Genomic DNA, 14,721 nt, shown 5'->3' with positions numbered 1-14,721 from the left:
TGGTTTAACAAAAACGGATTTTATTGATTTCCGTTCAATTATTTATTCCTAATTTATTTTTAATATTAAAACCTTAGGAATTAGCAAAAAAAATTATGTCAAAAAAGAGAAATAATATACGAGGTAAACGCCTTGTTCAGAAGAAGAAAGTTCCACATTTGGATCGTAAAATAATTGCCTTTCTTCACGATAATCCAGAGCCACATACTCCCAAAGAAATTTTTAACGCCTTAAAACTTAAAACCAAAGACTTGAAACACCAAGTGGTTCAAATTTTGAGAAACTTTTTGGCGGAAGAAATCATTCAAGAAGTAGGGCACGGAAGCTATGCACTAAAAAATAGTAAGCAGACTCTTATTGGAAATATCCAGATAAATCCATCGGGTTCGGGGTATTTTTTAATGGAAGAAAACGATGATATTTTTGTTTCTAGAAAAAATACTGCTCATGCACTCAATAATGATTTGGTAGAGCTTCTTTTAATTCCTAATAAAAGAGGAAAAAAGCAAGAAGGTCAGGTTCTCAGAATTATTGAAAGAAATAAAACAAGCTATATTGGAGTTGTTCAAAAACAAGGAAAAAATGCTTTTATCCAGACAAAAAATGTAGGGAAAGATTTCTTTGTTCCTCAAAAAAATCTCCAAGATGCTAAAGAAGGTGACCGAGTGGAAGTAATAATGACCTCTTGGCCTTTGGATGCCAAAAACCCTTTTGGGAAAGTAGTTAAAAATTTCGGAAAAGTAGGTAGTATAGAATCAGAAGTACAAGGAACATTAGCAGAGTTTGGTTTGCCTTATGAGTTTCCTCCTGAAGTAGAAAAAGAAGCCAAAAGATTTAGTGATCAACTTACCAAAGAAGACCTAGCAGAGCGAAGGGATTTTAGAGGAACACCCACATTTACCATAGACCCTGTGGATGCCAAAGATTTTGATGATGCCCTTTCTGTAAAGAAAATTGCGGAAGATCTTTGGGAAATAGGTGTGCATATTGCCGATGTAAGTTACTACCTTGATCAATCTGAAATATTGGATAAAGAAGCGCAATCTAGAGCCACTTCTATCTATTTGGTAGATCGAGTAGTTCCTATGCTTCCAGAGGTGCTTTCAAACGGTTTGTGCTCTCTGAGACCCCATGAGGTAAAAAGAACTTATTCTGTGGTTTTTCACATTAATGAAAGAGCCACTATAAAAGATGTTTGGATAGGAAGAACGATCATAGAATCAAACCATCGTTTTACTTATGAAGAAGCTCAAGAAATAATAGAAACCCAGCAAGGACCTTACGGAGAAGAAATTTTATTGTTAGATAATTTGGCGAAAAAATTCCGAAAGAAAAGAACCAGTTCTGGAGCTATTGCTTTTGATAAAGAAGAAATTCGCTTTAAACTGGATGATGAGAAAAACCCCATCGGAGTCTATTTCAAGATTTCAAAAGATGCCAATAAATTGATTGAAGAATTCATGCTTTTGGCAAACAAAAAGGTGGGAGAAAGTATCGGAAAAGTGAGCTCCAAAAGACAAGCTCGAACTTTTGTTTACAGAATTCACGATCGACCAGACATCGAAAAACTAGAAAAATTTAAAAGTTTTGTTACCCAAATGGGATTTGAGTTTAATCTCGATAATCCAAATCTCAACGAAGAAATAAACAGAGTATTGGCAGAAGCTTACGAAACTCCTTTTGGAGAAATGGTAGAACTTTTGGCAATGCGAAGCATGAGTAAAGCCAAATACAGTACCAATAATATTGGACATTATGGACTCGGTTTTAAGCATTATAGTCATTTCACTTCACCCATTAGACGATACCCCGATGTAATGGCACATCGTTTATTAACACATTATGCAAAAGGAGGCGATAACGCAAATCCTGTAATGTATGAAGGACTTTGTAAACATAGTTCGGATATGGAAAAACTTGCCACAGATGCTGAGCGTAGCTCCATCAAGTTTATGCAGGTAAAACTGATGTCTGAACACGTAGGAGAAAGTTTTGAAGCAACAGTAAGTGGTGTAACAGAAAGAGGGATTTATGCAGAAATTATCGACAATCATTGTGAAGGAATGATTAGAATCTCTAGTATTGAATCAGACTTCTATATGGCATTTCCTAAACAGTATATGATTAAAGGAGTAAACTCGGGGCGTGTGATCAAATTTGGAGACAAAATAAAAGTAAAAATCACCCATACAGATCTTGTTAAAAAGCATATTGATATGGTGCTAGTGGAGTAGGAAATCGCAGACAGAAAAGCAAAGAATCATTTTGTAACGATCTCGATACACGCTTGTAGAAAACGTTGATAACTCAAAAATTAGAAATAGATTGATGGGATTTGATTATGATATTTTAAAAACTAGACAGTATTGGAAGCAAGAAGAATTGCTTTACGATATTTGGAAAGAGCACCCCGATATTCTTGCCGAAAGCATTGATTTTGCTATTAAGAATGAAGCGGAAAGTTTTATTCCTTTTTGGTATCTCGACCACTTTTTCTACAAGCACGAAGCCTTTTATAAACAATGGGAGGATGTATGGATATGGAGTTTGGAAAAACTCTCAAATTCTTCTTGCAAAAGAAGTGTTTTAAGGGTTTTAACTAAAAAGAAAAGAAATTTTAATGAGGAACAAGCAGGTTTTCTATTAGATTTTTGCATTCGTCATTTTTCCAATCCCTTTGAGGAAATAGCGGTGGTAGCCCACTGTATGAAAATCACTGAGTATTTACTTCCAAGATATCCAGAATTGGCAAGGGAAGTGCAGCTTATTTTAGAGGATTTACCGCCCAAGGATAGTGCAGGAGTTCGTTTGAGAACAAAGCAGTTATTGCAAGTGGTAAATAGATTATAACACCGTAAATGGTATAAAACTTGCGGCATTATATGAATCTCTTTAACACAAAAAAAGGCTATACAATTTCTTGTATAGCCTTTTGTATTTGTAAAACAGTGTCCTACTAAAGTCCTAACTGCTTCTTTACACTTGGTGTAACATCTTTCTTTTTGGCTGCAAATACAATGAATCCGTTAGAAACTGCCATGTCAATAATATAAGTATAACCTTCTCCTTTGGCTACTGCATTTATTGCCTTTTGAACCTTCTCAATAAGTGGTTTTAGAGCATCTGTTTCTGCTTTCATCAGTGTTTTTTGTGACTCTTCGTAGAACGCTTTAATTTTCTTCTCTAAAGTTAATATTTCAGATTTACGAGATGTTGCAACAGATTCAGTCATGGTTGCAGCTTCTGCGTTAAAAGCATCATATTTAGATTTCAATTCGTTCTCAAGCGATTTTAGCTGAGTTTGCTTTTTCTTAGTAACTGCTTCTACTTTTTTACGTGCAGATGCTGTTTCTGGAAGCATTTCCAAAATTTCTGATGAATTGATATATCCGATTTTTTCTTGTGCTTGAGCAACTAAAACTGTTGCGCAAACCATAAGTACTGTCAAAAGTCTTTTCATGTTGTTTTTTTTACTTTCTTTTTTTAATGTTTACAAAAATAACCAAATGCTATTAATAACCTAATTTATTCAAAATTTCATCGCTTACATCAAATTTAGGGTCTGAATAAAGCATCACTAATTCACCTGCTTTGTCAAATACTATTGCGTAGCGTTTCTTTTGAGCATATTCATTAATTGCAGCTTGAACTTTTTCTTGAATTGGTTGTAAGTAGCTCTTTTGTTTTTCAAAAAGCTTACCATTAGGACCAAAATATTTTCTTTTAAGGTCTTTTAACTTTCTTTCTTTTTTAATGATCTCATCTTCACGAGATAATTTTAAGTCTGGAGTAAGCAATGCTTGTTCTGCTTGATACATTTCAAACATTTTATCAATTGCGATTTGTTCTTCTTCTATTTCCTTTTGCCATTTGGCAGAGAGTTCATCTATTTTCTCTAAGGCAATATTATACTCAGGAATTTCACTAAGAATGTATTTAGAATCTACGTAGCAAAACTTTTGAGCATTTGCCATATTGAATCCTAAAAAAAGTGTCAGAATAAAAATAAGTTTTTTCATAGAATAATTTTTTTAAAAACGTTGTCCTAAAATAAAGTGTGTTTGCCATCCGCTAGGTGTTTTCTTCCCGTAAATTGGGTCGAATCCATAAGCAAAATCAACTCCTAGAATTCCCAGCATTGGCATAATTACACGGAATCCTACACCGGCAGATCTTTTGGTAACAAAAGAGTCAAACTGAGAGAAATCTGCGAATCCATTACCTGCTTCTGCAAATACTTGACCATAAATGGTGGTTTGAGCACTTTTCATAAATGGGTATCGTGCTTCTATAAAGTACTTCACATAAGCTCCAGAGGCTTCTTGTGAGGTAGCTTTAGGGTTTGCTTCAGAGTTTCCGTATCCTCTTAATGCAATTACTTCAGACCCATCAAAACGCCCTCCTGCTTGTAGTCCGTCTCCTCCAATATGGAAACGTTCAAAAGGTGTTAATCCTGTTTCAGAATTATAAGGTGCAAGAGATCCTGTTTCAAAGTGGGTTCTAAGAACAAGTTTTCCAACGATATTTGTGTACCAGTCTGCAGAGAATCTTAGTTTATAGTATTCTAACCACTTAAAACGCTCTTTTGGTTCTAGGTTTTTATAATCTTTACCATTTATAAGTGAATATGGAGGGGTAAATTCTCCAGAAATACTAAAAGTAGAACCCGATGTTGGGAAGAAAGGATCAAAGACCGAACTACGTGAAAGTCCAATTCTGTAATTGAAGTTATGAGAAACTCCATCTCTAAATCCATCTACAATTTCGTAAGACCAGTTATTGAGGCTATATCTTTGTAAAGTAAGGCTGTGGGTAAGTGTAAAAAAGTCATCTGGCCAACGCAATCTTTTTCCTAGGGATACAAAACCTCTATTGGTAATTAATTTACCATTCTCGCCTTGGGTAAATACAGTATGATTGAGCCCTACAGTAAGTGAGTTTGGTTTTTTACCTCCCAGCCATGGTTCTGTAAAAGAAATTCCATAACTCTGGTAGAAAGAACCGTTTGAAGTAGCATTCAAATTAAGTTTTTGTCCATCTCCACTAGGTGTAGGTTTCCATGCATCTTTATCAAAGAATTTTCTCAGCGAGAAATTATTTAAACTCAATGCCAAAGTTCCTAAGAATTGGTTTGAACCTCCCCAAGCTCCTTGAAGTTGTATTTGATCTGCCGACATTTCTTGAAGATCATATTCTATATCTACCATTCCTGTGGCAGGATCTGGGATAGGCTGAATTCCCATTTTCTGCGGATTAAAATACCTCAATCTAGAAAGTTCTTCTTGGGTTCTAATGATATCAGAGCGACGGAAAAGCTGTCCTGGCTTGGTTCTCAGTTCTCGGTAAACAACGGCATCTCTTGTTTTTGTATTTCCTTTTACAATGACGTTTCTAATAAAGGCTTGTTGACCTTCTACAATACGCATTTCAAGATCTATAGAGTCATTTTCTACCAATACTTCTACGGGTTGAATATTAAAGAAAAGGTATCCATCATTCATATAGAGTGACTTGATATCTGTTGAAGAAAAACTAAACTCTAATCGTTCATTGAGGAGTTTTTCGTCATAAATATCTCCTGCCTTGATCCCCAATACTTGTGTTAATTTTTCGGAAGTGTATTTTGTATTTCCAATCCATTTGATATTTCTAAAGTAGTATTTCTTCCCTTCATTAATATCCATATTGATTACAATTCTCCCTTTGTCGTTTCTGGTAATACTTTCTTTGGTTATTTTGGCATCTCGAAACCCTTTTGCATTGTATGCATCTATTATGGCTTTTTTATCTTCTTCGTAGTTTTTCTCAATAAATTTTGAAGCCTTAAACAGTCGGTAAAATTTCTTGGTTTTTGTTTCTTTCATTTTCCTACGGAGTTTACCATCAGAAAATGCTTCATTACCCTCAAAACTAATCGAGGCAACTTTTATTCTTTTGTTTTTATTGATATTAAAATCTAGGATTTTTCCGTTTCGCATATCTTCGTCATCACTTACTTCGATATTCGTTTCAACATCATAAAAACCTTTGGCAATATAGTATTTATTAATACTTATTTTGGCAGTTCTTAGCATATCCTTGGTAATGGTTTTACCTCGGTAAAGCTGTAGTTTTTCTTTCAGTTTCTTCACCTCATTATCGGTTCTACCAGGAAAAGAGAATTTCGAAACTTTTGGAAGTTCATCTAACGACAACTCCAAAAAGATAAAGTTTTCTTCAATTTTTGTAGCCAGTAGTCTGACATCGGAAAAGAGTCCTTGTTCCCAAAATTTTCTTACCAAATTTTTGGTTTCATCTCCAGGAACCTTAATTTTATCACCCACTTCTAGTCCTGCAAGTAGTAAAACCGAGTTTTTATCAAGGTTGTTTTCTCCTGTTACTTCAATGCTTCCTATGGTATATTCTTTTGGGGCTTCAAAATTGATATTGATTTGGTTATTTCCAAGGTCAATTTGTGCCCACATAGTGAATGGGTTTGCCAATAGGCAAACGAAAAGAATGCTTAGTATATTTTTAATCATGAAATTGATTTAATTTATCTGTTCACTGGTTTTTCCAAATCTTCTTTCTCTGTTTTGATACCTTTCGATACAGGCAATGAGGTCTTCGCCACGAAATTCTGGCCAGAGTTTTTCTACAAAAATAAATTCACTGTAAGCAAGTTGCCAAAGCAAGAAATTGCTCAGTCTTTGTTCTCCACTTGTGCGAATAAGTAACTCGGGATCTGGATAATTTTTGGTGTTTGAATACTTTCTAAAAGTTTCTTCGTTTATTTCATCTGGATGGATATTTTCTTCTTTGATATCCAAAGCCAGTTTTTTAAGTACTTGAGCGGTTTCCCATCGGGCACTATAACTTAGTGCTAGCACTACGGTAAGTTGCTCGTTGTCTTTTGTTTTTTCGATAACATCTTGTAGATTTTTTCTACAGTTTGTGGGTAAATCTTCTGTATTACCAATAGTTTCTAAACGAATATTGTTCTTTTGAAGCGTCGGTAATTCTTTTTGAAGTGTATTGACTAATAAATCCATTAATGCGTTTACCTCAAGCTTTGGACGATTCCAATTCTCTGTAGAAAAAGCGTACATAGTCAAATATCGGATTCCTAACTTGGCAGCCGTTTCAATGGTTTCTCTCACTGCTTTAACGCCGTTTTTGTGTCCAAAAATCCTTTTCATTCCTTGTTTTTTGGCCCATCGACCATTTCCGTCCATTATAACGGCAACGTGTTTAGGAACGTTCTTTTTATCTATATTGTTATCTAATTCTGTCATGCTTATTGTAATTCATCAGGACAATGAATTCTTTTTTGTTTGATATTATATGAGAACATAAAGCCTGTAAAAAAGTACCAATCATTATTGGTAGAAATTGCTCTTTGATGACCCGTTTTTCCCATTCCTGTAGGATCTGAAAAATAAGCAGCGTCTGTACCTTTTGAGGCGAGTATTTTAGTTTTATCTGCATAGTTTCCGCTTGCATCATCAAGATAATCGGTAAACAAAGCTCTCCAACCAAATTCAACCGAAAACTTCCATCTTTCGGTAAAGTTAAATTTATATCCTACTCCAAACGGGATGGCTAATTGTGTTAAACTATATGAGCTTGCTCCTTCGTTTAATAGTTGACCTTCGGTCCCTAGTTTTTGTAAATCGTATGTTTTACCATTGAGTTCTGCTTGAGGATTAAAAATATAACCCGCAACTCCTGCAAATATAAATGGGGTAGAAAAAAATCTATTTCTATGCTTGTAAGCAGAATACCTAAAGAAGTGATATTCTCCAATAACAGAAAACTCGGTGATTTTTGAAGAGAAATGTAAGCCTCTCTGCTTCTTAAAGAGATCTGATGAAAGACGATCATCGGCCTCAATGTCCCCTTGAGCAATCATTGTTCTTATAGCAATATAATAATCTGGATTATATCGATAAAAGATCCCTTTCACTGTCCCAAGCGTTTTTAAACTCTTTAGCCCGTCAGTTTCTCCGATATCTCCGATATATCCAGAAGCTCCTCCAAAAATTCCAAACTCATGTTTTTGTGCAAGCATATCTTGACTCAAAAACATTAGAATACAGAGGCTTCCTATTATTTTAGCAATCTTCTTTGTAATCTGCATAAGATCTATTTTCTACCACAGGATTGTTCCTTTCTAGAATACAACGACAAATCTATGGTTTAGTTGTGCAAATATAACTTATAAACTTGTAAATTAAGGTTAATACTTCTTTCTTAATTTGAGAGAAATTTCTGAGATAAGTACATATATTGGAACGCTATTTTGTTTCTAAATACTCCTATTGGAAGTAAATATTCGATAAAAAAATACATTTTTTGTTTGTCAAAATATATTTTTAGTCTAGTCTAAATATTATATTTGCATTATCAAAAAAAATATTTGGATGAAAAAAATTCTCCTATTGCTACTCATCATTCCTTTTTGGAGTTTCGGACAAGGAAAAATTTCAGGAAACGTCATAGAGCAAAATATTCCTCTAGAAGGTGTACATATTCAGTTAATTAATACGGACTATAAAGCGATTTCAGATCCTCAAGGGAAATTTATATTTAATGATCTGACATTTGGTAAATACCAATTAAAGGCGAGTTTTATAGGGTATAAAACAGTTATTAAAGAAGTCATTATAAACAAAAAACATCCATCAAAATACCTTAAAATTTCTTTGGAAGAAGAGAATAATTATCTGAACCAAATAGTGGTTACAGGAACACGTACTGCAAGACGAAAAACAGAATCTCCAGTAATTGTTCATGTAATGGATAAAAGCAAACTTGAACAAATTCAGGCTTGTTCTGTAGCCGATGGACTCAGTTTTCAGCCTGGTTTAAGAATGGAAACGGACTGTCAAACTTGTAGCTATTCTCAGCTTAGAATGAATGGTCTTTCGGGATCCTATTCGCAAATTTTGATTAATGGTAGAAATATTTTCTCTCCATTAACAGGACTTTATGGCTTAGAACAAATGCCCAGCAATATGCTTGACAGAATTGAGGTGGTAAGAGGAGCTGGTTCTGCCTTATATGGTTCATCTGCAATAGGTGGAACAGTAAATATCTTCACTAAAACTCCAGAGAAAAACTCCTATGAAATCAATTTTCTCCAACAATTTATTAATGGAGAAACGAGTGATATGCAATTATCTGGAAATGCCAGTGTGGTAAATGAGAAAAAAAATGCAGGTTTGTCTGCCTTTGTAAATAAAAGAAAAAGAGAAACTTGGGATGCCAATGATGATCGGTTTTCAGAATTGCCTTCCTTGAATATTAACTCTTTTGGTTTAAATGGTTTTTTTATTCCCAAAGTAAACCAGAAAATAGAATGGAGCTATAGTAATCTACAAGAGAAAAGATATGGAGGAGAAATGGTGGATAAAGCACCACATTTGGCTCTTCAAAGTGAAGATAGAACACATGATGTAGATTTATTAAGTGTGGATTATGAAATAGAGTGGAATGAAAAAAACGCTAGTTTAGTTAGCTACCTTGCTTATCAAAATACGGATAGAGATCACTATACAGGAATTTTTCCTGATGATTCTGTGAAAATTAAAAATCACCTCGAAAAACCGCCTTATGGAATTTCAAACAGTAGAACGTTTCAAGGGGGAATACAGTTTAATAAAAGACCCGAAAAGTTTTTTAAGCATCGAAATCAATTGACTTTAGGTCTTGAATTTCAAAACGATCAGGTGTTTGATGAAATTAGAACATACAATTACTTAATTGATCAAAATGTAGAAAATTTTGGTCTTTTTGCCCAGTCAGATTGGGATCTCACAGAAGATTTGAATCTTTTGACAGGAGTAAGACTGGATCATCATAACTTCTTAGACCAAGTGGTCTTAAGTCCAAGAATCTCCGCATTGTATAAAGTATTTGAAGGTGCTCAGTTTAGACTTAGCTGGGGACAAGGATTTAGAGCACCACAAGCATTTGATACCGATCTGCATTTGGCTTTTGCAGGTGGTGGTGTATCTAGAATTTCCTTGGCAAAAGGATTAAAAGAAGAACGATCTAATAGCTGGAGTACCTCTTTTAATTATGATTATGCCAGCGAACATTTTATCACAGGTTTTACCCTAGAAGGATTTTATACAAATTTAAAGAATGCCTTTTATCAGCATCATATTGGGGAAGATGCTTTCGGAGAGTTGTTTGAAAAAAGAAATGGAGCTGGAGCAGTTGTTCGTGGACTTTCTTTGGAATATCGATATAATTATGACGAAAAATTTCAGATAGAAAGTGGCTTTACTTTTCAAAAAAGCGAATATGATGAAGCAGTAACGGTTTTAGAAGGTTTGGAGGCAAAAAAAGCTTTTTTAAGAACGCCAAACACCTATGGATTTGCCACTCTGAGTTATTTTCCCACAAAAAAATGGGCGGTTTACTTAAACTATCTTTATACTGGAACAATGGATTTGGTCCACTTTGCAGGTGCCGAAGGCGTAACAAAAGACCAGTTTTTACAGTCTGATGCTTTTTCTGATTTTGGGTTAAAGTTTGCCTATAAAACAACTTGGAAAAAACTTCAAAATAATATCGAGTTTTATGGAGGTGTAAAAAATGTCTTTAATGCCTATCAAAAAGATTTCGACAAAGGAAAAAATAGAGATAGTAATTATATCTATGGTCCAAGCTTGCCCAGAACTTTTTATTTTGGCTTAAAGATAGGGGTGTAGTGCCGATTTTTTGAATGATTGTGTTTATGATTGATTTTTCACTAATATACCTATGGTGAATTTACCATTGAAATGGTGTTGTCATTTGAGAGAGAGTTTTTTGTTTGATTTTACAAGTTGGCTATTCAGTAGGATTTAGTAGAAGTAATTTATTAAGTGTTTTATTGATGAAATTTTTACAAAAAAGTCGAAATTTATATGCATTTATCGAAAAATCAACGGATTGATTTGTTGTATTTACTATATTTGATAAATTAAATATAGTATCCAGATGTCCAAATGCTATCTGGAGAATTAATTTGGTCTCCTATTGATACAAAAGACTGTTGTTATCCAAAGATGAAATTGCAGCAGAATATATTTAGGGTGAATACCAAATAAAAAGAGATAATAAACAAACTCGAAACCGCATTAAAATAATATCAGAACTTAATTCTAGGTAGTACATCATAATCATTTGATGGAATACGATCGTTCATCGTTGTAGGTAGTTGATAAAAATGATATAGAATGACAGAGCAAGAAATAGTAAAAAAAGTTGAGTGGAGAGATTTAAAAAGCTTGTCGATTAAAGAGCTTTTGATTGAAAATAATTTAACAATTCCATGGTTTGTGATATCAATAACTTTAGCATATAAAGGGATGTATTTGATAGCTTTACCATTTTCTGGATTTTTCTTTTTAGCTGGTCTAAGACAAGTGCATAATGGATTTCATAATTCGCTAGGAACAAATAGATTTTTAACTTGGTTTACACTGTTTAGCAATAGTATTTTAATGATGACTTCTATTCATGCAGTAAAGTTTAATCATCTAAGACACCATAAGTATTGCTTGTCAGAAGAAGATCAAGAAGGAAAAGCAGCACACATGAGTTGGTATGGTGCAATATTATACGGACCAATTCATATGTTTAAAATTCATAAAGTTACTTGGGAATTGGGTAATAAAAAATATAAACAAAATATGGTTTTAGAGCTTGCGTTAATTGCAGTAGCAATCGCGATAGCTTTCTATTTTGAAATAGAGTGGCTTCAGTATCATATTTTAGTAATGATAATTGGGGAGTTTTTAATGGCTTTTTTTGCTGTGTGGACTGTTCATAATGATACAGCTGATAATCCTGAATTGGCAAGGACACAAAGAGGGTGGCTGAAGAATAAAATAACATTCAGTATGTTTTATCATTTAGAACATCATTTATTTCCAGCTGTGCCTACAATTAAATTACCTGAATTAGCTAAAAGGATAGATGATCATGCTCCAGAAATAGAAAAAAAGAATACATTTTAAATTTAAAGAATGCGCTAGCTTGCTTCCAATTTTTTATCCGCGGGTAGAGAATATTTATGTTTTTATTCAATATCCATACGATCTAAACTATTCTGTTTTTCCTCGAAATTCTCTTTCCACGATGGAATATCGTTGAATATTATGGGTTTCTGTAATGTTAAATGATTCATTAATGGATAGCATTCATACTCTAACCATTTTAATTTTTCGAAATCGTAAATCATAATTGATTCATTTTCTTTAATTAAAAAAAACAATAGGAAACTTGGTTTATACTCTTCAAAGAATATCAATTTATCTGTAGAGCTAAGTTTTCTTACTACTGCTTGATTTGGTAAGACATACTTCATTATCTTAAAAATGTTCTCTTTAGAAACTTTTGTGAGTAGTTCTTTAACATTCTTTTTATTTATACAAAACTCCAACATTGATCCACTTCCTATTTTCTTAGCTTTCAGACTGGATCTATTAATCAAAACAGAAACAGAATATCCGTTGGGCGAAAGTTTATAATTAACAACTAAATTACTGTCGTTAAGCTTTTCGTAGCTGTCTAAACTGTATGACCTTTTGAACATTAGTTTATTAGCCATAACATTCGCTAAAGAGTCATTAGGGAAATAAAGGCAGTCACCATAATAAGACAAATCATCCCAATTAGTTAGTGTTTCATAAAAATCAATTTTACACACTTCAAATATCATTGTTGAATCCTTTTTTGATAAATGATGTTCAGATTGTCCAACTGCAACAGGTATGTTAAACATTAGACCAATTAGTAATAAAAAAATGTAGCGCATGAAAATCTATTTGAAATTTTGTAAAACTTCTTATCTGTCTGATTTTTTTTGGAACGAGTGTAGGTGTTTTAATCCAATGACAATTGATGCGTAACCCAGCTCCTATATTTTTCACTGATATAAAACCCAAAACAGTCATTATATTTTGGTTGAATAATAACATCGCAAAATGTTGTTTCGAATACCCATTTTTTTTGACCGAATATAGGATTTGGAAAAAGAAATAATAATAGAATCGGAAGAATATTTATTCTATCCATTTTATAAATTATCATTTTCTTTACCAGAAAAGCCCAGATCAGGCTGGTGTACTTTTTCATAGTCAATTTTTTTTTCATAGTCAATTTTAAACTTTCCTAGTGGCTTCTTTTTTTTTGTCATGTATATTGGCAACCAAATAAAACCTGTTTGGTACCACATTTACTTTAATTATTTGGTGATAGCTTAGGGTCTGTAAAAATCTTGTTCTTTTCAAAATAAATATTTAAGCTTCGATCAACATAAATTCGAATATTCTTTTCATTTGTCAGTTTTAGATTTCCATGAACATATATGCCACCATTTTGTGTACCCATTTGAGAGTCATCTTTTTTGAAAACAATTTCATAAGACCATAGATTCTTTTTAATAGAATACTTCCCCTTACCAAATTTAATACTCGTACATACACCATTAGCTTCTAGAATCAATGTGTCGACCATTGAATTAAATGTTGCTGGATGTCCATTTTTTATAAATTCCTGATTTCGTGCAGAGAAAATATAAGTCCCTTCCACATCCTTATCATTTATTGTGTTTTTACACGAAAAAAATAAAGGTAAACTTAGTAGGAAAATGGCGATATTTCTCATCGTGTTTATCATCAAAAAACATTAGAACCTCCTTATTCCTTTAAAGTTTTAAAACGCAAAACAACTTGTTTTTCATGTTGTTTTTCAAGGTTGAGTACGTTCGGTTCTTGTAATAAGGTTAGTTTAGTATCAGGGTCTTCTAAGGATATGTTCAGTGTATATGGACTCTGGATGGTGGCTTGAGAAAAATCATAGAGTTCTGAGAACACCTTAAATACTTGGGCAGTCTCTAGTAGTGAGAATTGACTGTTTTCGTTTTGTTCAATCTTTAGGGTGTCGATAATTCCAGATTTGAGCATCATTTCGGCTTGAGTATTGAGGTTTACTTCCATTTTTTTTACGGCAAAATTTACCTCAATTTGAGAACCACCATAAGCCTTAATTTTAAGAGAATCGAATGCACAAAGAAGTTTGTTTTGTAATTCTACTTGGCCCATCAGTTCTATTAAATCAATTTGTTTATATCTTAAAAAAACTTCCACAGGTGCTTGTTCAGCGGTGTTTTTATTGGAAATAATCATTTGTTTTCCATCAATATCCACCTGCATATTTTTGAGGGCTTCTTCTGTAGATGCCATTTCTAAACGAGACATGGAATCTTGACGTAAATAGACCGTAAAATCACCAACACAACGAAGATTTGTAAATTCAGAAATTTCAAATTCACGAGCAATTTTATGATTGTTTTCATAGCTATTTTGAGCCTGTAAAAGGCTGGAAATACACACAAAAGCAAAGAGTAGTAATTTATTAATCATATAAAACGAATTTCTAAAATAGGGAGGTCTTCCAAGTGTTTGTTAAGCTCGTTTAGGAGTTCTTTTGCCCGAAAACGCAACGTAAATTTCAAGGATGAATTATTGATGGAGACATAAAGGACATTATTTTCAAGGTGTATTCTTTCTGTGGATGCCAGGAGTTCTTTGTCAGCTATTTTTTCCCAAAGTACTTGAATATTCGCTTGGCGTGTTTGTGCATTCCAGCGATAGCGTTTTGCCATTTCTTCTATGATAGCAGAAATACTATTTGAATATCCAAATCTTCTTTTTTTCATGCATTATGAGCTTGTTGGGTAAA

General features: G+C 33.4%; 14 protein-coding genes. 4 read left to right on the top strand and 10 right to left on the bottom strand.

The annotated features are described in order from the left end of the window. Window positions 1-95 precede the first annotated feature (95 nt). Window positions 96-2,234: a ribonuclease R gene (gene rnr, locus N4A45_04570; protein ID MCT4664492.1), complete on the top strand. Its 2,139-nt coding sequence runs from the start codon at window positions 96-98 to the stop codon at window positions 2,232-2,234. 94 nt (window positions 2,235-2,328) lie between these two features. Next, window positions 2,329-2,850: a hypothetical protein gene (locus N4A45_04565; GenBank protein ID MCT4664491.1), complete on the top strand. Its 522-nt coding sequence runs from the start codon at window positions 2,329-2,331 to the stop codon at window positions 2,848-2,850. 106 nt (window positions 2,851-2,956) lie between these two features. Here N4A45_04565 and N4A45_04560 read toward each other — a convergent pair whose 3' ends face one another. From N4A45_04560 to N4A45_04540, 5 genes are all read right to left on the bottom strand, one after another. Further along, entirely contained in the window at window positions 2,957-3,460 is a 504-nt protein-coding gene (locus N4A45_04560) for an OmpH family outer membrane protein (protein ID MCT4664490.1), read from the bottom strand. A 52-nt stretch (window positions 3,461-3,512) separates the two neighbouring features. Then, window positions 3,513-4,019 (bottom strand): OmpH family outer membrane protein, encoded by a 507-nt coding sequence (locus tag N4A45_04555; GenBank protein MCT4664489.1) that lies wholly within the window; start codon window positions 4,017-4,019, stop codon window positions 3,513-3,515. A 12-nt stretch (window positions 4,020-4,031) separates the two neighbouring features. Next, window positions 4,032-6,464: an outer membrane protein assembly factor BamA gene (bamA, locus tag N4A45_04550; GenBank protein ID MCT4664488.1), complete on the bottom strand. Its 2,433-nt coding sequence runs from the start codon at window positions 6,462-6,464 to the stop codon at window positions 4,032-4,034. Between the two features lie 66 nt (window positions 6,465-6,530). Next, window positions 6,531-7,274, bottom strand: coding sequence for an isoprenyl transferase (locus tag N4A45_04545; protein ID MCT4664487.1), 744 nt, complete (start codon window positions 7,272-7,274; stop codon window positions 6,531-6,533). Window positions 7,275-7,276: 2 nt separating this feature from the next. Next, window positions 7,277-8,119, bottom strand: coding sequence for a DUF6089 family protein (locus N4A45_04540; protein ID MCT4664486.1), 843 nt, complete (start codon window positions 8,117-8,119; stop codon window positions 7,277-7,279). Between the two features lie 283 nt (window positions 8,120-8,402). Here N4A45_04540 and N4A45_04535 point away from each other — a divergent pair, with 283 nt between their 5' ends. Together N4A45_04535 and N4A45_04530 are read left to right on the top strand one after the other, a co-directional pair. Continuing rightward, complete coding sequence (locus N4A45_04535; GenBank protein ID MCT4664485.1) at window positions 8,403-10,700, top strand: TonB-dependent receptor; 2,298 nt, start codon at window positions 8,403-8,405, stop codon at window positions 10,698-10,700. A gap of 510 nt (window positions 10,701-11,210) precedes the next feature. Then, a complete protein-coding gene (locus tag N4A45_04530) occupies window positions 11,211-11,993 on the top strand; it encodes a fatty acid desaturase (GenBank protein ID MCT4664484.1) in 783 nt (260 codons plus the stop codon). A 62-nt stretch (window positions 11,994-12,055) separates the two neighbouring features. On the opposite strand, the gene N4A45_04525 is transcribed toward N4A45_04530, so the two are convergent. The 5 genes from N4A45_04525 to N4A45_04505 form a co-directional block, all read right to left on the bottom strand. Continuing rightward, window positions 12,056-12,793 (bottom strand): hypothetical protein, encoded by a 738-nt coding sequence (locus N4A45_04525; GenBank protein MCT4664483.1) that lies wholly within the window; start codon window positions 12,791-12,793, stop codon window positions 12,056-12,058. A gap of 68 nt (window positions 12,794-12,861) precedes the next feature. Next, complete coding sequence (locus tag N4A45_04520) at window positions 12,862-13,113, bottom strand: hypothetical protein (protein MCT4664482.1); 252 nt, start codon at window positions 13,111-13,113, stop codon at window positions 12,862-12,864. Window positions 13,114-13,218: 105 nt separating this feature from the next. Continuing rightward, window positions 13,219-13,644 (bottom strand): hypothetical protein, encoded by a 426-nt coding sequence (locus tag N4A45_04515; protein MCT4664481.1) that lies wholly within the window; start codon window positions 13,642-13,644, stop codon window positions 13,219-13,221. A gap of 32 nt (window positions 13,645-13,676) precedes the next feature. Then, window positions 13,677-14,402 (bottom strand): DUF2807 domain-containing protein, encoded by a 726-nt coding sequence (locus N4A45_04510; GenBank protein ID MCT4664480.1) that lies wholly within the window; start codon window positions 14,400-14,402, stop codon window positions 13,677-13,679. Next, the gene (locus N4A45_04505) at window positions 14,399-14,698 is read right to left on the bottom strand and encodes a DUF721 domain-containing protein (protein ID MCT4664479.1); all 300 of its coding nucleotides are present in this window, start codon (window positions 14,696-14,698) and stop codon (window positions 14,399-14,401) included. The genes N4A45_04510 and N4A45_04505 overlap by 4 nt, the downstream gene beginning before the upstream one ends. Window positions 14,699-14,721: the final 23 nt, after the last annotated feature.

The organism is Flavobacteriales bacterium (genome assembly GCA_025210805.1).
Taxonomy (GTDB): domain Bacteria; phylum Bacteroidota; class Bacteroidia; order Flavobacteriales; family CAJXXR01; genus JAOAQX01.
The sequence above is the reverse complement of the archived record's forward strand: the minus strand, read 5'-3'. Positions and strand labels throughout refer to the sequence as shown.